This is a genomic window from Duganella sp. GW822-FHT06D06 (assembly GCF_058799615.1).
In genome coordinates, this window is the sequence record NZ_JBXALQ010000008.1 from 204,997 (window position 1) to 221,619 (window position 16,623).

Here is a 16,623-nt window from a genome sequence, read left to right on the forward strand (position 1 = left end):
TTATTTCCCCTTGAATTGCGGCGCGCGCTTTTCCATGAAGGCGGCCACGCCTTCGCGGTAGTCGTCGCTGCGACCCAGTTCGCTCATCATTTCGCATTCCAGCGCCAGCTGCTGTTGCAGCGAATTGTGCGGGCTGCAATGCAAGGCTTGTTTGGTGAAGGCCAGGCCCTTGGTCGGCGCGGTGGCGAAGTGGCGCGCCATGGCCTGCGTTTCGGCGGCCAGGTCCTCGTCCGGCACGGCTTTCCAGATCAGGCCCCAGGACTCGGCTTTTTCGGCGCTGAGTTTGTCGCCCAGCATGGCCAGCCCCATGGCGCGCGCGCTGCCGATCAGGCGTGGCAGGAAGTAGGTGCCGCCGGTGTCGGGGATCAGGCCCAGTTTGCAGAACACTTCGACGAAGGACGCGGATTTGGCGGCCAGCACGATGTCGCAGGCCAGCGCGATGTTGGCGCCGGCGCCGGCGGCCACGCCGTTGACGGCGCAGATCACCGGCATCGGCAAGGCGCGCAACGCCAGCACCAGCGGGGCGTAGTTCTTTTCCACCGAGTCGCCCAGGTCGACCGGACGGGCGCCCGGTTCCACCGAACGGTCCGACAAATCCTGGCCGGCGCAGAAGCCGCGGCCGGCGCCGGTCAGCACGAATACGCGCACGCTCTTGTCGTGGCTGACCTTGTGCATGGCGTGGCGCACTTCCTCGTGCATGGCCTGGGTGAAGCTGTTGAGCTTATCGGGGCGGTTCAGCGTCAGCGTGGCGATGCCGTCGGTGATGTCGAAGAGGATGTTCTCGTAGTTCATGGCGTCTCCGGTGGGATGTTTTTTATTCGGCCTGGTCGAAGTCGATGACGACCTTGTCGGTGATGGGGAAGCTCTGGCAGCTCAGCACATAACCGCGCGCGATTTCATAGTCTTCCAGCGCGTAGTTGACGTCCATGTCCACTTTACCTTCGAGCAGCTTGCAGCGGCAGGTCGAGCATACGCCGCCCTTGCACGAGTAGCGCATGTCGATGCCGGCCTTGAGGCCCGCGTCGAGCAGCGATTCCTTGTCCTGGTCCATGGTGAAGCTGGTGGCGTTGCCGTCCAGGATAACCGTGACTTCGGTTTCGTGGCGGCCCGCTTGCGGGTCGATGGCGCGCGGCTTGTGCTGGTGCTTGGGGATGCTGGCGGCGAACAGCTCGATCTTGATCTGCGACTTCGGCATGCCGGCTTCCTGCAGGGCTTCCGAGACGCCGAGCATCATGTCTTCCGGGCCGCAGATGAAGGCGACGTCGATGTCTTCCACCCATACCCAGTGCTTCAGGAATTGCGCCGCCTTCTCCTTGGTGATGCGGCCGTTGAACAGTTCGATGTCCTGCTGCTCGCGGCTCATCACGTAGGCCAGCTTGAGGCGCTCCATGTAGGTGTCCTTCAGGTCGGACAGCTCTTCCTTGAAGATCACCGACGACGAGGCGCGGTTGCCGTAGAAGAGCGTGAAGCGGCTGTGCGGCTCGGCCGCCAGCGTGGTCTTGATGATCGACAGGATGGGCGTGATGCCGCTGCCGGCGGCGAAGGCCAGGTAGTGCTTGCGGTTGGCGGCGTCCAGCGGCACGTTGAAGTGGCCCATCGGCGGCATCACGTCGAGCGTGATGCCGGGCTTGATGGTGTCGTTGGCCCAGCTGGAGAACAAGCCGCCCTGGGTGCGCTTGATGGCCACGCGCAGCGCGCCTTCCTGCACCGCGGAGCAGATCGAATACGAGCGGCGCACGTCTTCGTCGCCGATCCGGGCGCGCAGCGTCAGGTGCTGGCCTTGCTGGAAGGTGAAGCTTTGTTGCAGCTCGGGCGGCACGGCGAAGGTGACGGCGATGGTGTCGCGCGTTTCATTGCGCACTTGCGAGACGGTCAGCGGGTGGAATTTGCTCATGATCTTTTTAGTGGCACTTGAAGTAGTCGAAGGGCTCGCGGCAATCCAGGCATTTGTACAAGGCCTTGCAGGGCGTGGAGCCGAACTGGCTGGTGATTTCGGTGTGATGCGAACCGCAGTTGGGACAGGCCACCGTCAGACGCGGCTGCGCGCGGCGCGAGATGGCGGCGTGCGGACCCGCGTGCAGGCCGCTGATGTCGATCACCTGCTGCGCCGGCGGCGCGATGCCGTAGCCTTGCAGCTTGACCTTGCCCTCCTCGCTCATCCAGTCGGTGGTCCAGGCGGGCGACAACTGGTTTTGCAGCCGCACGTCTTGCAGGCCGTGTGCGTGCAGCGCCTCGGTGATGGCGTCGGCGATCACCTGCATCGCCGGGCAGCCGGAATAGGTCGGCGTGATGGTGACGGTGCAGGCGCCGTCGGCGGCCAGTTGTACGTCGCGCACGATGCCCAGGTCGACGATCGAGATGACCGGGATTTCGGGGTCGGAGACCTCGGCCAGCCAGGCCCAGACCTGGGCGGCGGCGGGCGAACGGTCTGCTGCGCAGATGGCGGCTGTCATGGCGGGCTCGCTGTTACCAGATGGCGCCGGGATAGGCGCGCTGCAGGAACTGCATCTCGGCCAGGATGTAGCCGAGGTGCTCGCTGTGGCGGCCTTGCTTGCCGCCGCTTTGCATCCAGGCGTCGGCCGGCGGCATGGTCAGCGTGGCTTCGCCCAGGATCTCGGCCACGTGCGCCAGCCATTGCGCGCGCAGGTCGGCGGCGGCCGGCGCCACGCCTTCGGCCACCATCGCTTCATCGATGGCGTCGTAGGCGAACACTTCGCCGCTGTACATCCACAGTTCGTTCACGGCCGCTTGCGTCTTGGCGTGGCTGACGTCCGTGCCGTCGCCCAGGCGCACTACAAGATCGCCGCTGCGGCGCAGGTGGTAGGTCACTTCCTTCAGCGATTTCTCGGCGATGGCGGCGATGCGGGTGTCGCTGCTGCGCGTCAGGCCGACGATCAGGAAGTAGTGCCAGGCGTCGAAGAAGAACTGGCGCACCATGGTGTCGGCGTAGTTGCCGTTCGGTTGCTCCAGCAGCAGGCAGTTCTTGAAGTCGTGGGCGTCGCGGTGGTAGGCCAGCTTGTCTTCGTCGCGGCCGGCGCCTTCCAGCTCGCCCGCGTACTCGTACCACAAACGGGTCTGGCCCAGCAGGTCGAGCGCGACGTTGGTCAGCGCCATGTCCTCTTCCAGCGCCGGGCCCTTGCCGCACAGCTGCGACAGCTGCTGGCTCAGGATCAGGGCGTTGTCGCCGAGGCGCAGCAGGTAATTTACTTTGGTCTGCACGATGGACTCCGCTTACAGGTTCTTGACTTCTTCCGGCATCGGGAAGAAGGTCGGGTGGCGGTACACCTTGCTGTTGGACGGCTCGAACAGCGCGCCCTTGTCGCCCGGGCTGCTGGCGACGATGTCGGCCGCGCGCACCACCCAGATGCTGACGCCTTCATTGCGGCGGGTGTAGACGTCGCGCGCGTTGTTGACCGCCATTTCGGCGTCCGGCGCGTGCAGGCTGCCGACGTGTTTGTGCGCCAGCCCGTGCTGGCTGCGGATGAATACTTCCCACAGTGGCCATTCTTTGCTCATCTTGATCTCCTTATGCTGCCTTGGCGGTGGCGTGTTTGTCGGCGTGGGCGACCAGCGCTTCACGGAACCAGGCGCCGTCGTCCCAGGCCTTGACGCGGGTGCGCAGGCGCTCGCGGTTGCACGGGCCGTTGCCCTTCAAGACGTTGTGGAACTCGCTCCAGTCGATGGCGCCAAATTCGTAGTGGCCGGTGTCGGCGTTGAATTTCAGGTCGGGGTCGGGCACGGTCAGGCCCAGGTACTCGGCTTGCGGCACGGTCTGGTCGACCATGCGCTGGCGCAGTTCGTCATTTGAGAACAGTTTGATCCGCCACTGCGCCGACTGCGCGCTGTTGACCGATTCCGCGTCGGACGGGCCGAACATCATCAGCGAGGGCCACCACCAGCGGTTGAGCGCATCCTGCGCCATCGCCTTCTGTTCCGGCGTGCCCTTGGCCAGCGCCATCATGATGTCGTAGCCCTGGCGCGCGTGGAACGATTCTTCCTTGCAGACGCGGATCATGGCGCGTGCATACGGGCCGTAGGAGCAGCGGCACAGCGGGATCTGGTTGATGATGGCCGAGCCGTCGACCAGCCAGCCGATCGCGCCCATGTCGGCCCACGACAGGGTCGGGTAGTTGAAGATGCTGGAGTACTTGGCCTTGCCGCTGTGCAGGGCGGCGAGCAGCTCGTCGCGCGACACGCCCAGCGTCTCGGCGGCGCTGTACAGGTACAGGCCGTGGCCGGCCTCGTCCTGGATCTTGGCCAGCAGGATGGATTTGCGTTTCAGCGTAGGGGCGCGGGTCACCCAGTTACCCTCGGGCAGCTGGCCGACGATTTCCGAGTGCGCGTGCTGGGAAATCTGCCGGATCAGGGTCTTGCGGTAGGCGTCCGGCATCCAGTCCTTGGCCTCGATCTTGACGCCGTCGTCGATGCGGGCCTGGAAGGCGCGCTCGTCGGCGGCCATGTCGTCCGCCGTGCGGACCGTGCTCAGGCCCGTCTCCACCATTTGTGCATACATCGCTGTCTCCTCATCGCTGATGGCCAATAATACGATACATATTTTTGTTTGACTACGTTTTTCTTGACTCAGATCATAAATCAGTATCCTATCGGCAACGACGGTGAAATAAATGCTGCGCCGATGGTCAGGCAAAGTAAACTCTTGTTTGTGTGTATAGAAAGGTATGCCTGCCCATGAATTGCAACGACTGGATAAGCGGATTTTTGGCCAGCGACCCGCCGCGCTCGAAGTCGCTGGTGGTGACCATCTTCGGCGACGCCATCGTGCCGCACGGGGGCATGGTGTGGCTGGGCAGCCTGATCGAGCTGCTGGCGCCGTTCGGCGTCAACGACCGGCTGCTGCGCACCTCGGTGTTCCGGCTGGCGCAGGAAGGCTGGCTGGGGGCGCAGCGCGACGGCCGCCGCAGCTCGTACGCGATCACGCCGCCGGCGATGGCGCGCTTCGTGCACGCCTACCGCCGCATCTACGCGCCACTGAATGTGCACTGGGACGGCAGCTGGACCCTGATCCTCAACGGCGACGGCGCGCTCAACGCGGCCGAGCGCAGCGCGGTGCGCAAGGAATTGCTGTGGGAAGGCTATAGCGTGATCGCGCCCGGCATCATGGGCCATCCGGCGGCCGACGGTCCGGCGCTCGACGAGCTGCTCAAGCGGCTGGGGGTGGCGGGCAAGTTGTTCGTGGTGCAGGGCAAGGCCATGCGCCAGGTCAGCGGCCGGGCCTTGAGCGACCTGGTGGCCGACGGCTGGGACCTGAGCGGCGTGGCCCAGGGCTACCAGCAATTTATCGCGCAGTTCGAGCCGCTGCTGGCGGCGGTGCGGGCGGCCGAAACGGACGGCGGCCTGGCGCCGCAGCAAGCCTACGTGGTGCGCACGCTGCTGATCCACGCCTACCGCCGGGTGCAGCTGCACGATCCGCAGCTGCCGGTCGAGTTGCTGCCGACACCGTGGCCGGGCGCCTTGGCCTACGAGCTGACGCGCGCCATCTACCTGGCCGTCTGCGCCGCGGCCGAACAGCACATCGACGCCACCTTGCGCCGCGAGGACAGCGCAGCCCCCGCCGCCGAACCCGCCTTCTTCGACCGCTTCGGCGGCCTGGCCTAGCGCGGGGTCAAGTCTGACATTCGGACACGGCCTCTGCCGTAGCTGCCGCTACGGCAGAGGCCGTGTCCGAATGTCAGACTTGACCCCGGCGTTGCGGCGACGCTGTATCATGTCGCCACTGCGCCACAAGCGCAAACAAACTTCTTACATAGAATTTACCGGGATTCAGCCATGTCTATCAAAATCAGCCAGCAATTCGACGCCGGCGCCATCGAGGTCCTGCGTGCCGACGATCCGGCCGCCATCGACCTGAACATCCGCAAGGACTCGCACGCCGACATCAGCCAATGGTTTTATTTCCGCGTGCAGGGTGCGCAAGCCACGCCGCTGGCGCTGCGCTTCCTCAACGCCGGCAGCGCCGCCTATCCGGACGGCTGGAAGGATTACCAGGCCGTCGCCAGCTACGACCGCGACAACTGGTTCCGCGTGCCGACCACCTATGACGGCACCGTCATGACCATCAACCACACGCCGGAATACGACAGCGTCTACTACGCCTATTTCGAGCCGTATTCGTGGGAACGCCACCTGTCGCTGCTGGACAACGCGCAATTGTCGCCGCTGGTCAAGCTGGTCGACCTGGGCAACACCATCGACGGCCGCGACCTGAACATGCTGGTCATCGGCGATCCGGAAGCGGAGCAAAAGGTCTGGGTCATCGCCCGCCAGCATCCGGGCGAGACGATGGCCGAGTGGTTCGTCGAAGGCATGGTCGAGGCGCTGCTGGACCCGGCCAATCCCTTCGGCCGCCAGTGCCTGAAGGAAGCGGTGTTCTACGTGGTGCCGAACATGAACCCGGACGGCTCGGTGCGCGGCAACCTGCGCACCAACGCGGCCGGCGCCAACCTGAACCGCGAGTGGCTGAACCCGACCATGGAACGCAGCCCGGAAGTGTTCCTGGTCAAGAACAAGATGCTGGAAATCGGCTGCGACCTGTGCCTGGACATCCACGGCGACGAAGGCCTGCCTTACGTGTTCGTGGCGGGCAGCGAGTCGCTGCCGACCTTCACGCCGGACCAGGAAGAAGCGCAGCAATACTTCATCGACAATTTCCTGATCGCCAGCCCGGACTTCCAGGACGACTACGGCTACGGCGAAACGCCGTACACCGACGAGACCCTGACCATGGGCTCGCCGCACATCACCCACGCCTTCGGCTGCCTGTCGTTGACCCTGGAAATGCCGTTCAAGGACAACGCCAACGATCCGGACCCGGAAACCGGCTGGAACGGCGCCCGCAGCGCCGAACTGGGCAAGTCGGTGTTGCAGCCGCTGCTGCAATCGCTGCTGGCCCAGCAGTAAAGCAGTAAGCCGGCCCTTCCCTGCGGCGCGACAAGGTCGCCGCCGCAGGGAAAAATACACTGGACCTCATCGGCGCATCCGCGCGCCGCGACTGGAGGTTCAGCATGAATACCCTGACTTGGATACGCCGCGCATTGTTGTCGATTGTGCTGATGCTGTGCGCCTGCACCACGCCCTACCGTCCGCCGCAGCTGTTGGACGCCGGCACCACCTTCCCCGGCCTGATCGACCTGGCCGCCGGCGCCGGCGGCAAGAACGCCGACGTGTTGCTGGTGCACGGCATCTGCACCCACGACGCCAGCTGGGCCGGCGTGGTGGTGGGCCAGCTGATGCAGTCGCTCACGGGCGCGACCAGTTCGTCGTCCGCCCACGCCGCCGCCGGCGGCCCGCAGGTCCAGATCGTCTCGTCCAATGTCGCGACGCCCGCCGGCGGCCTGCGCTTCAATGCGCTGATCTGGTCGCCGCTGACCACCGCCCTCAAGCGCCAGCTGTGCTACGACCAGACCGGCAAATCGTCCATCTGCGAAGGCGGGCCGCCGTTCACGTCCACCCGCGCCCGCCTCAACGCGCGCTTCAAGGATGGCTTGGTCGATGATTGCCTGCCCGACGCGCTGGTCTACCAGGGCGTGGCGCGCGACGACATCCAGCGCCGCATGCGCGACGCGATCCTGCAAGTGCTGGGCGCCGGCGAGGTTGCGTCCGATGTGCCGCTGGTGGTGATTTCGCACAGCATGGGCAGCAAGATCCTGTTCGATACCCTGCTGCGCATGACGGAGGAAGCGCCCGGCTCGCGCGCGGCGCTGGTGGCGCAACAGGCGGTCGATCGCCTGCGCTTGCTGGTGATGGCGGCCAACCAGATACCCTTGCTGTCGCTGGCCGACCAGCAGATAGCGGCGGCGCTGGCGCCGGCCGACAGTCTGCAACGGCTGTTGCAAAAGCGGCCGGCGGCAACGGCAGCCGCCGACAAACACCTGACGCTGGTGGCGTTCACCGATCCCAACGACCTGCTGTCGTACACGCTGCAGTCGGAAAAATATGCGCGCCAGGGCGTGACGGTGTACAACATCCTGGTCTCCAACGCGCCCACCTACTTCGGCCTGCTGGAGCGCCCCGACCACGCGCACCTGAACTACCTCACCAACCCCGACGTCGGCCGCCTGATCGCTTGCGGGCTGCCGTCAAGCGCGCACTGCAAGCGGGAGTAGCCGGCGATCAGCCGCCGGCCACCACCATGTTTTCGATCAGGATGGAGCCGGTCTGCTTGGTGCCGCGCACCAGCACGTCGGCGCCGACGGCGACGATCTGCGCCAGCATGTCCTTCATATTGCCGGCGATGGTGATTTCCTCCACCGGATACTGGATCACGCCGTTCTCGACCCAGTAGCCCGACGCGCCGCGCGAGTAATCGCCGGTCACGTAGTTGGTGCCCTGGCCCATCAGCTCGGTCACCAGCAGGCCGGTGCCCATCTTGCGCAGCATGGCGGCGAAGTCGTCGCCCTTCCTGGTCAGCGACGAGGTCAGCGACAGGTTGTGCGAACCGCCGGCGTTGCCGGTGGTCTTCATGCCCAGCTTGCGCGCCGAATAGGTCGACAGGAAATAACCCTGCACCACGCCATCCTTGACCACGTCGCGCTTGACGGTGCGCACGCCTTCCTCATCGAACGGCGCCGAACCGACGCCGCCGACCACGTGCGGATCTTCCTTGATCTGGATATGCTTGGGCAGCACCTGCTTGCCCAGCGAGTCCAGCAGGAAGCTGGACTTGCGGTACAGCGCACCGCCCGAGGTCGCCTGCACGAAGGCGCCCAGCAGGCCGGCCGCCAGCGGCGCCTCGAACAGCACCGGGCAGGTGCGGGTGTCGATGGTGCGCGCGTTCAGGCGCGCCAGCGCACGCTCGGCCGCGTAACGGCCGATCGCTTCCGGTGCCGACATTTTTTCCGCATCGCGCACCGAGGTGTACCAGTCGTCGCGCTGCATCTTCGAGCCCTTGCCGGCGATCATCGCCACCGACAGCGTGTGGCGCGAATACGGATAGCCGCCGATGAAGCCGCGCGAGTTGGCCGCCACGAAATGCGACTGCTGCACGTGGACGCCGGCGCCTTCCGAATTGGTGACGCGCGGATCGACCTCGAAGCCGGCCGCCTCGGCGCGCTGCGCCAAGGTCACCGCGTCGGCGGTCGAGATATCCCATGGATAGAACAGCTTCAGGTCGCGCGGCGCCAGTTCCAGCTGGTCGGCGTCGGCCAGGCCGGCGCAGTCGTCGTCGGAGGTGAAGCGGGCGATGTTGTAGGCCGCTTCCACCGTCGCCTTCAGCGCCGCTGGCGAAAAGTCCGAGGTGCTGGCGTTGCCGCGGCGCTGGCCGATGAACACCGTCACCCCCATGCCCTTGTCCTTGTTTTGCTCGATGGTCTCGATTTTGCTCTTGCGTACCGACACCGACAAGCCGCTGCCTTCGCTGATTTCGACGGCGCAATCGGTGCCGCCCTGCTCCTTGGCGAACGCCAGCACATCGCGTGCAAGCTGCTTCAACTGGTCCTGGGTGTGGGTAAAATGGGTATCGCTCATGGGCTGTAATCTTCGGGTGGCCGCTAAAACAGGTATCATAGCAGTCGTTTACAGTTTACAGGTGCGGCCACGTGCCGAACCGAAAGTTAATATTATGGTAAATCCCAACCGCGGAGCCGTCGGCTTCAGCTCCACCGAATTCGAACAAGAATACGAACGCCCGTCCAAAACCGAGCTTAAACGCCAGTCGGACGCCCTGCAGAAGATGGGCGAGACCCTGGTCGAAGCGCCGCGCGACCGCGTCAAGCGGGTGCCGATGCCGGAGGACGTGCTGGAAGCCATCCTGGCCTGCCAGCAAATCACCAACCACGAGGGCCGTCGCCGCCAGATGCAGTACGTCGGCAAGAAGATGCGCACCCTGGACGAGGCCGAAGTGGCCGTGATCCAGCAAACCATCGACAGCTGGAAGGGCGCCTCCAAGTCGGAGACGGCCGCCATGCACGCGCTGGAACGCCGCCGCGACAAGCTGCTGGTCGACGACAAGGCGCTCACCGTGCTGCTGGAAGAGAACCCGGAACTGGACGTGCAGCAGCTGCGCACGCTGATCCGCAACGCCCGCAAGGAACAGGCCGAGAACAAGCCGCCGAAAGCCTACCGCGAGATCTTCCAGATCCTCAAGCAGATCGAGTCCAAGAAGGGCAAGGCCGCCGCTGCGGCCGACGACGCAGACAGCGAGTCCGATGACGAGTAACGTCGACACCCTGGTGATCGGCCTGGTGTCGGTCTCCGACCGCGCCAGCGGCGGCGTCTACCAGGACCTCGGCCTGCCGGCCCTGCAAGACTGGCTGGCGCGCGCCCTGACCACGCCCTACCGGCTTGAAACCCGCCTGATCGCCGACGAGCGCGCGCAGATCGAAGCCACGCTGACCGAACTGGTCGACGTCGCCCGCTGCCACCTGGTGCTGACCACCGGCGGCACCGGCCCGGCGCGGCGCGACGTCACGCCGGAAGCCACGCTGGCCATCGGCAGCAAGGAAATGCCCGGTTTCGGCGAGCAAATGCGCCAGATCAGCCTGCACTTCGTGCCGACCGCGATCCTGTCGCGCCAGACCGCCGTGATCCGCGAAACCGTTGATCACGCCGCGCTGGTGCTGAACCTGCCCGGCCAGCCCAAGGCCATCGCCGAAACGTTGGGCGGCCTGAGGGACGCGGCCGGCGCCGTGCTGGTGGGCGGCATCTTCGCCGCCGTCCCCTACTGCGTCGACCTGATCGGCGGCCCCTACATGGAAACCGATCCGGCCGTGTGCCAGGCCTTCCGCCCCAAATCCGCGCTACGCCCCCAACCCTGAGGACGCCCATGAGCACCCTGCTGCAAACCATCGAAAAAGAAACCGGCGCCAACCCGAGCGTGGCCATCATCTGGATGCACGGCCTGGGCGCCGACGCCAACGACTTCGTGCCCATGTTGCACGAGCTGGACCTGCGCGGCCTGCCGGCGATCCGCTTCATCTTCCCCAACGCCGACACCATGCCGGTGACCATCAACAACGGCTACGTGATGCGCGCCTGGTACGACATCGTCGCCAACGACCTGGGCCGCCAGGAAGACGAAGCCGGCCTGCGCGCCTCGCAAGCCAAGGTGGAAGCGCTGATCGAGCGTGAAAAAGCGCGCGGCATCCCGGCCGAGCGCATCATCCTGGCCGGCTTCTCGCAAGGCTGCGCGATGACCCTGCAAACCGGCATGCGCCTGCAGGAAAAGCTGGCCGGCCTGATGTGTTTGTCGGGCTACGTGCCGCTCGCCGCCAAGGCCGCCGCCGAGCACACGGCGGCGAGCCTGGCCACGCCGATCTTCATGGTGCACGGTCGCATGGACCCGGTGATCCCGGTGGCCCGCGCCGAACAGTCGCGCGACCTGCTCAAGCAACTGGGCTACCAGGTCGAATGGCACGACTATGCGATGCAGCACTCGCTGTGCCAGGAAGAAGTGGACCACATCAGCGCCTGGCTGAAAAAAGTGCTGTAAACAGCGGGGGGGTCAAGTCTGACATTCGGACACGAGCTCTACGGTAGCGACGGCTACCGTAGAGCTCGTGTCCGAATGTCAGACTTGACCCCCGTGGTTTTTACGGCAGCGGCGCGGCCGGCGACGCCGGCACCGCCGTCTGCGCGGCGTTCATCACCATCGCCAGGAAGGTGTAGTAGCCGTTGATCCCCATCAGATCCACCACCCCGTGCTCGCCGAAGGCCGCCAGCGCCGCCGCGTAGGTGGCGTCGTCGATCCGCTGCCGCTGGTGCAGCTGCACGCAGAAGTCGTGCACCAGCGCCTCGTCGGCCGCCATGCCGTCCGGCCGCCGGCGCGCCGCCAGCGCCGCTATCACCTCGTCTGCAATGCCGTACTGGCGCGCGATCGGTTCGTGGATCGCCCACTCCACCTGCTGGCTCCACTGGCGCGCCGTCACCAGGATCGCCAGCTCCGTCAGCCGCGTGCCGATCGCGCTGCGGTAACGCAGGTACTCGCCCATGCGCTGCGCCGCCGCCATCAGCTCCGGACTGCGGATCAAGGGCACGAACGGCCCGTACAAGGCCCCGCGCGGCCCGTCGATCACGGCCTGCGCCGCCACCTGCTGGGCCGCGCTCATGTCGGCAAACGGAATAGCTCCCAATCGGTCGGTCATCGTTGTCGCTCCTGCTGGCGTCCTGGTCAATTATTCGCTCATGGTGCGGGATAGATCAACAGAACACAAGCCGATCGCGGCTATCGTCTGCTCTTCGTCACCCTGAACGAAAGGACGCCATGAGCCACATCATCCACCGCAACCTGCGCCGCGCGCCGCCGCTGGCCGTCGGCGCCGCCGGCCTGACCGTGCGCGACAGCCAGGGCCGCAGCTACATCGACGCCAGCGGCGGCGCCGCCGTCTCCTCGCTGGGCCACGCCCATCCCGACGTGCTGGCCGCCATGCACGCCCAGATCGACCGCAACGCCTACGCCCACACCGCCTTCTTCAGCTGCGACGCCGCCGAGGAACTGGCCAGCCGCCTGGCCAACGACGCCCCCGGCGACCTCGATCACGTCTACCTGGTCTCGGGCGGTTCGGAAGCGATGGAGACCGCCCTCAAGCTGGCGCGCCAGTACTGGGTCGAAGCGGGCCAGCCGCAGCGCGGCATGTTCATCGCCCGCCGCCAGAGCTACCACGGCAACACGCTGGGCGCGCTGGCCATCGGCGGCAACGAGTGGCGCCGGCGCCCGTTCGAATCGATGCTGATGGCGGTGCCGCGGGTCGCCCCCTGCTACGAATACCGCGACCGCGCCGACGGCCAGAGCACCGAGGACTACACCGCCGCCCTGCTGGCCGAGGTGGAGGCGACCATCCTCGAACACGGCCCCGAGCACATCATCGGCTTCGTCGCCGAGACGGTGGTCGGCGCCACCGCCGGTGCCGTGCCGCCCACGCCCGGCTACTTCCGCGGCGTGCGCAAGCTGTGCGACAAGTACGACATCCTGCTGATCCTCGATGAAGTCATGTGCGGCATGGGCCGCACCGGCACGCTGTACGCGTTCGAACAGGAAGGCGTGCTGCCGGACCTGGTGGTGCTGGGCAAGGGCCTGGGCGCCGGCTACCAGCCGATCGGCGCGGTGCTGGCGCGCCAGCACGTGGTGCGGCGCCTGCGCGAGGGCAGCGGCGCCTTCCAGCACGGCCATACCTACATGGGCCATCCGGTGGCCGCCGCCGCCGCGCTGGCGGTGCAAAAGGTGATACAGAGGGATTGCCTGCTGGGCGCCGTCACGGTGCGCGGCGCCGCCTTCCGCCGCATGCTGCGCGAGGCCTTCGGCAGCCATCCGCACGTGGGCGACATCCGCGGGCGCGGCATGCTGCTGGCGCTGGAGCTGGTGCGGGAGCGCGACAGCAAGGCGCCCTTCGATCCGGCCTGCCAGCTGCACGCGGCGGTCAAGGAGCAAGCCATGGCGCTGGGCCTGATGGTGTATCCGATGGGCGGCACCATCGACGGCCGGCGCGGCGACCATATCCTGCTGGCGCCGCCGTTCATCGCCACCGAGGCCGAGCTGGCGGAGATCACCAGCCGGCTGGCCGACGCCCTGGCGCGGGCGCTGGCCGGCGCGACCTAGTTACGCCGCGATTATTTCGACGCCGTCCAGGCGACCACGTCCTGCTGCTGCTCGCCCAGGCCGGCGATGCCCAGCCGCAGGACGTCGCCCTTCTTCAGGAAGCGCTGCGGCTTGCGGCCCTGGCCCACGCCCGGCGGCGTGCCGGTGGCGATCACGTCGCCCGGCTCCAAGGTCATGAACTTCGACAGGTAGCTGACGATCTGCGCCACCGAGAAGATCATGGTGTCGGTGCAGCCGGTCTGCATGCGCTTGCCGTTCAGTTCCAGGTACAGGTCCAGCTGCTGCACGTCGTAGATGTCTTCCTGCGTCACCAGCCACGGGCCGACCGGGCCGAAGGTGTCGCAACCCTTGCCCTTGTCCCATTGCGGACCGCGCTCCAGCTGGAAGGAACGCTCCGACAGGTCGTTGACCACGCAATAGCCGGCCACGTACTTCAGCGCGTCCTCCTCGCTGACGTACTGCGCGCGCGAGCCGATCACCACGCCCAGCTCCACTTCCCAGTCGGTCTTCTTCGAGCCTTGCGGCAGCATCACCGGATCGTCCGGGCCGGACAGGCAGGAAATCGCCTTCATGAAGACGATCGGCTCCTTCGGGACCGGCATGCCCGCTTCGGCCGCGTGGTCCGAATAATTGAGGCCGATGCCGATGAATTTGCCGACCCGCGCCAGCGGCACGCCGTAGCGCGGATTGCCGCGCACCAGCGGCAGCGAGGCTTGCGGGATCTTTTCCAGCTTGCGCAGCGCCTTCGGCGCCAGCTGCGCCGCGTCGATGTCGGCGATCACGCCGGACAGGTCGCGCAGCTTGCCTTCGTCATCGATCAGGCCTGGTTTCTCTTTGCCGGGACGGCCGTAACGAACGAGTCTCATAGGGTTCCTAGGTTAACAACAGTGGGCAAGGTCTATGCCGATGCCCGCCATTCTAACCGTAGCGCCCTTGCCGCAGCCATTTGTTGGCGATGATCTTGGTGCCGCCGACCACCGGCGCGCCGCCGTGCAAGGTCTGCTTGTCCGGCTGGTGGTTGTCGTCGGTGTTGAGGAACCACAGCGCGTTGCCCTTCTTCGGATAGACCTCCAGCCCCAGGCCGGGGAACACCGTGCCGCCGCCCTGCTCCACGTCGCTCAGGTACAGGATGAAGGTGGCCAGCCGCTGGCCGCCGCGCGCCAGGTGGCTGCGGTGGCCGCTGCTGTCCGGGTCCAGCCAGTCGTAGTGCGGCCGGTATTCCTGCGTCACGCCGTACTTTTGCAGCTGGAACGGCTCGCTGCATTCGGGCGGCCAGTGCGCCAGCGCCGCCAGCCGCTGCTCGATGCGCTCGGCCACCTCGGCCTCGCCGCGCTGGATGAAGGCCATCTCGCTGGTGCGGCCCTCGTGCACCACGCTGGCGCCGTCGGCCTCGCCGGTCACGGTGGAGCGGGTGTAGCGCGTGCCGCAATGGGCGATGATGGCGTCGCACTCCTGGTCGCTGAGCACATTCCCCAGCAGGATGATCTGCGGCTGCTTCAGCACGAACAGCACCTCCACCGCGCGGTCCGGCGCGGCGACCAGGTTGCGCTCCAGGTCGATGTAGGGCATCTGCTGCGGCGCCACGAACACGCTGCCGACCGGCGCCGGCGCGTGCTCGGCCGCCGCGCGCAGCGCCAGCGCCTCGTCGATGGCGGCGCGCGCCACCGCCATGCTGTGCTGGCCGGAGGCCGCCATGCTGTTGGCCATGTCCAGCGGATTGCAGGCGCGCGCCAGATTCTCCATGATCCAGTCCTGCCACGCGGCCGGCAGTGAGACAAAGGCAGTAGGTGCAGTAGTCATCGTGCGATCGGAGGGCTGGTTGCCGGACTGCCGGATTGGTGCTCGATTTTACCGGATTGCGCGCCCGCACCCCAGCGCCGGCGCGCGAATAACAACAGTCCGCGCAGCTGCAACAACACCAGCGCCGCGAACGCCACCTGGTAGGCCTGCGCCGGATAATGCCGCAGAGAGTCCGGCCGCCAGCAGCCGAGCAGCAGGCCGAAGCCCGCCTGCACCGCGAACGCGCCCAGGAAGATCAGCAGGTTCAGGCAGGTGGCGCCGCGCCCGGTCAGCGCCGCCGGCAGGCTTTGGGCGACGATCGCGTACTCGATGCCGGTCACCGTGCCCACCAGCGTAAAGAGCACCGACAGCAGCTGGTAACTGGGCGCCCAGTCGCACACAAAGCCCAGCTGCACCGCGATGAACAGCGCCACCCCGGCCGCCGCCACGCTGATCGGCGCCACGCCGCGCCGCCCGGCCCACTCGGTGACCATGCCGACCGCGATGGCGCCGAAGATCACCGCCGCCATGCCCAGGTACAGCAGGTAGGCCACCGCCGCCTCGGAGTAGCCGGCGACATCGGTCAGCCAGCGGCCGATCCACAAGCCCTGGATGCCGAAGAACACCATGTGCGGCACCAGCACCAGCTGCGCCACCTCGCGGAAGGCCGGATGCCGCAGCACCTCGCGCAGCACCGCCAGGCCGGCCGGCCGCGCCGCCGACGATGGCGAAGGCGCGGAAGGCGCCACCAGCCGTATCAGCAGCGCCAGCGCGGCCGCCGCCAGGGCGAAGCCGACGAACAGGCCGCGCCAGTCGGTGTAGTGCAGCGCCAGCCGCACCGGCAGCGTGGCCGACGCCGCCCCCAGCCCGCCGGCCGCGATCAGATAGCCCTGCACCGACGGCAGCCGCGCAGGCGCCACCCAGGTCGACACCGCTTTCACCGCCGACATGAAGCAGCCGCCCAAGCCCAGCCCGATCAGCGCGCGCGCCACCAGCAGCTGGGAGAAATCGCGGCCGCCGGAGAAGGCCAGCGCGCCCAGCGCCGCCAGCAGCAGCATCGGCGGCTGCACCCGCGCCGGGCCCCAGCGGTCCAGCGCCATGCCGACCGGCAACTGCGCCAGCGCGAACGCCAGGAAGAAGGCGCTGGTCAGCAGGCCCAACTGGGCGGGGCTGAGCGCCAGCGCCGCCATCAGCTGCGGCGCCAGCGTCGCGTTGACGGTGCGGATCAGGCTCGACAGATAGTGGCCCAGCGCGAACGGCAGGAACACCAGCACGAACACCGCGCGGCCGGACAT

Annotated in this window: 18 protein-coding genes; 7 read left to right on the plus strand and 11 right to left on the minus strand. The window is 66.9% G+C overall.

Translation table 11 applies throughout. The features are described 5' to 3' along the window. The 6 genes from paaG to paaA are packed head-to-tail and all read right to left on the minus strand — an operon-like array spanning position 1 to position 4,513. The gene (gene paaG / locus AC1RMD_RS17000; RefSeq protein ID WP_492927865.1) at positions 1–792 is read right to left on the minus strand and encodes a 2-(1,2-epoxy-1,2-dihydrophenyl)acetyl-CoA isomerase PaaG; all 792 of its coding nucleotides are present in this window, start codon (positions 790–792) and stop codon (positions 1–3) included. A 22-nt stretch (positions 793–814) separates the two neighbouring features. Next, positions 815–1,894: a 1,2-phenylacetyl-CoA epoxidase subunit PaaE gene (paaE, locus tag AC1RMD_RS17005; protein WP_492927866.1), complete on the minus strand. Its 1,080-nt coding sequence runs from the start codon at positions 1,892–1,894 to the stop codon at positions 815–817. Between the two features lie 7 nt (positions 1,895–1,901). Continuing rightward, positions 1,902–2,453 (minus strand): 1,2-phenylacetyl-CoA epoxidase subunit PaaD, encoded by a 552-nt coding sequence (paaD, locus tag AC1RMD_RS17010; protein ID WP_492927867.1) that lies wholly within the window; start codon positions 2,451–2,453, stop codon positions 1,902–1,904. Between the two features lie 13 nt (positions 2,454–2,466). Next, positions 2,467–3,219 (minus strand): 1,2-phenylacetyl-CoA epoxidase subunit PaaC, encoded by a 753-nt coding sequence (paaC, locus tag AC1RMD_RS17015; RefSeq protein WP_492927868.1) that lies wholly within the window; start codon positions 3,217–3,219, stop codon positions 2,467–2,469. 12 nt (positions 3,220–3,231) lie between these two features. Further along, entirely contained in the window at positions 3,232–3,516 is a 285-nt protein-coding gene (gene paaB / locus AC1RMD_RS17020; protein WP_020701068.1) for a 1,2-phenylacetyl-CoA epoxidase subunit PaaB, read from the minus strand. A 10-nt stretch (positions 3,517–3,526) separates the two neighbouring features. Next, entirely contained in the window at positions 3,527–4,513 is a 987-nt protein-coding gene (gene paaA, locus AC1RMD_RS17025) for a 1,2-phenylacetyl-CoA epoxidase subunit PaaA (RefSeq protein ID WP_116991758.1), read from the minus strand. A gap of 176 nt (positions 4,514–4,689) precedes the next feature. On the opposite strand from paaA, the gene paaX reads away from it, so the two are divergent. From paaX to AC1RMD_RS17040, 3 genes are all read left to right on the plus strand, one after another. Next, entirely contained in the window at positions 4,690–5,616 is a 927-nt protein-coding gene (paaX, locus tag AC1RMD_RS17030) for a phenylacetic acid degradation operon negative regulatory protein PaaX (RefSeq protein WP_492927869.1), read from the plus strand. Positions 5,617–5,787: 171 nt separating this feature from the next. Continuing rightward, on the plus strand, positions 5,788–6,918 hold the full coding sequence (locus AC1RMD_RS17035; protein ID WP_492927870.1) for a M14 family metallopeptidase: 1,131 nt from the start codon (positions 5,788–5,790) through the stop codon (positions 6,916–6,918). A 104-nt stretch (positions 6,919–7,022) separates the two neighbouring features. Beyond that, positions 7,023–8,123, plus strand: coding sequence for a hypothetical protein (locus AC1RMD_RS17040; RefSeq protein WP_492927871.1), 1,101 nt, complete (start codon positions 7,023–7,025; stop codon positions 8,121–8,123). A gap of 7 nt (positions 8,124–8,130) precedes the next feature. Here the strand turns inward: AC1RMD_RS17040 and pmbA are convergent, their stop codons facing one another. Then, positions 8,131–9,483, minus strand: coding sequence for a metalloprotease PmbA (pmbA, locus tag AC1RMD_RS17045; RefSeq protein WP_492927872.1), 1,353 nt, complete (start codon positions 9,481–9,483; stop codon positions 8,131–8,133). Positions 9,484–9,577: 94 nt separating this feature from the next. On the opposite strand from pmbA, the gene yjgA reads away from it, so the two are divergent. The 3 genes from yjgA to AC1RMD_RS17060 are packed head-to-tail and all read left to right on the plus strand — an operon-like array spanning position 9,578 to position 11,446. After that, entirely contained in the window at positions 9,578–10,174 is a 597-nt protein-coding gene (gene yjgA, locus AC1RMD_RS17050; protein ID WP_492927873.1) for a ribosome biogenesis factor YjgA, read from the plus strand. Next, a complete protein-coding gene (gene mog, locus AC1RMD_RS17055) occupies positions 10,164–10,772 on the plus strand; it encodes a molybdopterin adenylyltransferase (RefSeq protein ID WP_492927874.1) in 609 nt (202 codons plus the stop codon). Before yjgA ends, mog begins: the two co-directional genes overlap by 11 nt. An 8-nt stretch (positions 10,773–10,780) precedes the next feature. Continuing rightward, on the plus strand, positions 10,781–11,446 hold the full coding sequence (locus AC1RMD_RS17060) for an alpha/beta hydrolase (RefSeq protein ID WP_492927875.1): 666 nt from the start codon (positions 10,781–10,783) through the stop codon (positions 11,444–11,446). Between the two features lie 100 nt (positions 11,447–11,546). Here AC1RMD_RS17060 and AC1RMD_RS17065 read toward each other — a convergent pair whose 3' ends face one another. After that, positions 11,547–12,098 (minus strand): carboxymuconolactone decarboxylase family protein, encoded by a 552-nt coding sequence (locus AC1RMD_RS17065; RefSeq protein ID WP_492927876.1) that lies wholly within the window; start codon positions 12,096–12,098, stop codon positions 11,547–11,549. A 119-nt stretch (positions 12,099–12,217) separates the two neighbouring features. Here AC1RMD_RS17065 and AC1RMD_RS17070 point away from each other — a divergent pair, with 119 nt between their 5' ends. Beyond that, a complete protein-coding gene (locus AC1RMD_RS17070; protein WP_492927877.1) occupies positions 12,218–13,549 on the plus strand; it encodes an aspartate aminotransferase family protein in 1,332 nt (443 codons plus the stop codon). Positions 13,550–13,560: 11 nt separating this feature from the next. On the opposite strand, the gene AC1RMD_RS17075 is transcribed toward AC1RMD_RS17070, so the two are convergent. The 3 genes from AC1RMD_RS17075 to AC1RMD_RS17085 are packed head-to-tail and all read right to left on the minus strand — an operon-like array spanning position 13,561 to position 16,623. Then, positions 13,561–14,415 (minus strand): fumarylacetoacetate hydrolase family protein, encoded by an 855-nt coding sequence (locus AC1RMD_RS17075; protein WP_492927878.1) that lies wholly within the window; start codon positions 14,413–14,415, stop codon positions 13,561–13,563. Between the two features lie 52 nt (positions 14,416–14,467). Continuing rightward, positions 14,468–15,349 (minus strand): 2OG-Fe(II) oxygenase, encoded by an 882-nt coding sequence (locus AC1RMD_RS17080; protein ID WP_492927879.1) that lies wholly within the window; start codon positions 15,347–15,349, stop codon positions 14,468–14,470. Next, the gene (locus AC1RMD_RS17085; protein ID WP_492927880.1) at positions 15,346–16,623 is read right to left on the minus strand and encodes an MFS transporter; all 1,278 of its coding nucleotides are present in this window, start codon (positions 16,621–16,623) and stop codon (positions 15,346–15,348) included. Before AC1RMD_RS17085 ends, AC1RMD_RS17080 begins: the two co-directional genes overlap by 4 nt.

Bases quoted from the DNA above. Each gene is read 5' to 3' on its own strand.
- paaA (WP_116991758.1), bottom strand. From the start codon at position 4,513: ATGTATGCACAAATGGTGGAGACGGGCCTGAGCACGGTCCGCACGGCG.
- AC1RMD_RS17070 (WP_492927877.1), top strand. From the start codon at position 12,218: ATGAGCCACATCATCCACCGCAACCTGCGCCGCGCGCCGCCGCTGGCC.
- paaB (WP_020701068.1), bottom strand. From the start codon at position 3,516: ATGAGCAAAGAATGGCCACTGTGGGAAGTATTCATCCGCAGCCAGCAC.
- AC1RMD_RS17035 (WP_492927870.1), top strand. From the start codon at position 5,788: ATGTCTATCAAAATCAGCCAGCAATTCGACGCCGGCGCCATCGAGGTC.
- paaE (WP_492927866.1), bottom strand. From the start codon at position 1,894: ATGAGCAAATTCCACCCGCTGACCGTCTCGCAAGTGCGCAATGAAACG.
- yjgA (WP_492927873.1), top strand. From the start codon at position 9,578: ATGGTAAATCCCAACCGCGGAGCCGTCGGCTTCAGCTCCACCGAATTC.
- AC1RMD_RS17085 (WP_492927880.1), bottom strand. From the start codon at position 16,623: ATGTCCGGCCGCGCGGTGTTCGTGCTGGTGTTCCTGCCGTTCGCGCTG.
- AC1RMD_RS17075 (WP_492927878.1), bottom strand. From the start codon at position 14,415: ATGAGACTCGTTCGTTACGGCCGTCCCGGCAAAGAGAAACCAGGCCTG.
- AC1RMD_RS17080 (WP_492927879.1), bottom strand. From the start codon at position 15,349: ATGACTACTGCACCTACTGCCTTTGTCTCACTGCCGGCCGCGTGGCAG.
- AC1RMD_RS17065 (WP_492927876.1), bottom strand. From the start codon at position 12,098: ATGACCGACCGATTGGGAGCTATTCCGTTTGCCGACATGAGCGCGGCC.
- paaG (WP_492927865.1), bottom strand. From the start codon at position 792: ATGAACTACGAGAACATCCTCTTCGACATCACCGACGGCATCGCCACG.
- AC1RMD_RS17060 (WP_492927875.1), top strand. From the start codon at position 10,781: ATGAGCACCCTGCTGCAAACCATCGAAAAAGAAACCGGCGCCAACCCG.
- paaD (WP_492927867.1), bottom strand. From the start codon at position 2,453: ATGACAGCCGCCATCTGCGCAGCAGACCGTTCGCCCGCCGCCGCCCAG.
- paaX (WP_492927869.1), top strand. From the start codon at position 4,690: ATGAATTGCAACGACTGGATAAGCGGATTTTTGGCCAGCGACCCGCCG.
- pmbA (WP_492927872.1), bottom strand. From the start codon at position 9,483: ATGAGCGATACCCATTTTACCCACACCCAGGACCAGTTGAAGCAGCTT.
- AC1RMD_RS17040 (WP_492927871.1), top strand. From the start codon at position 7,023: ATGAATACCCTGACTTGGATACGCCGCGCATTGTTGTCGATTGTGCTG.
- mog (WP_492927874.1), top strand. From the start codon at position 10,164: ATGACGAGTAACGTCGACACCCTGGTGATCGGCCTGGTGTCGGTCTCC.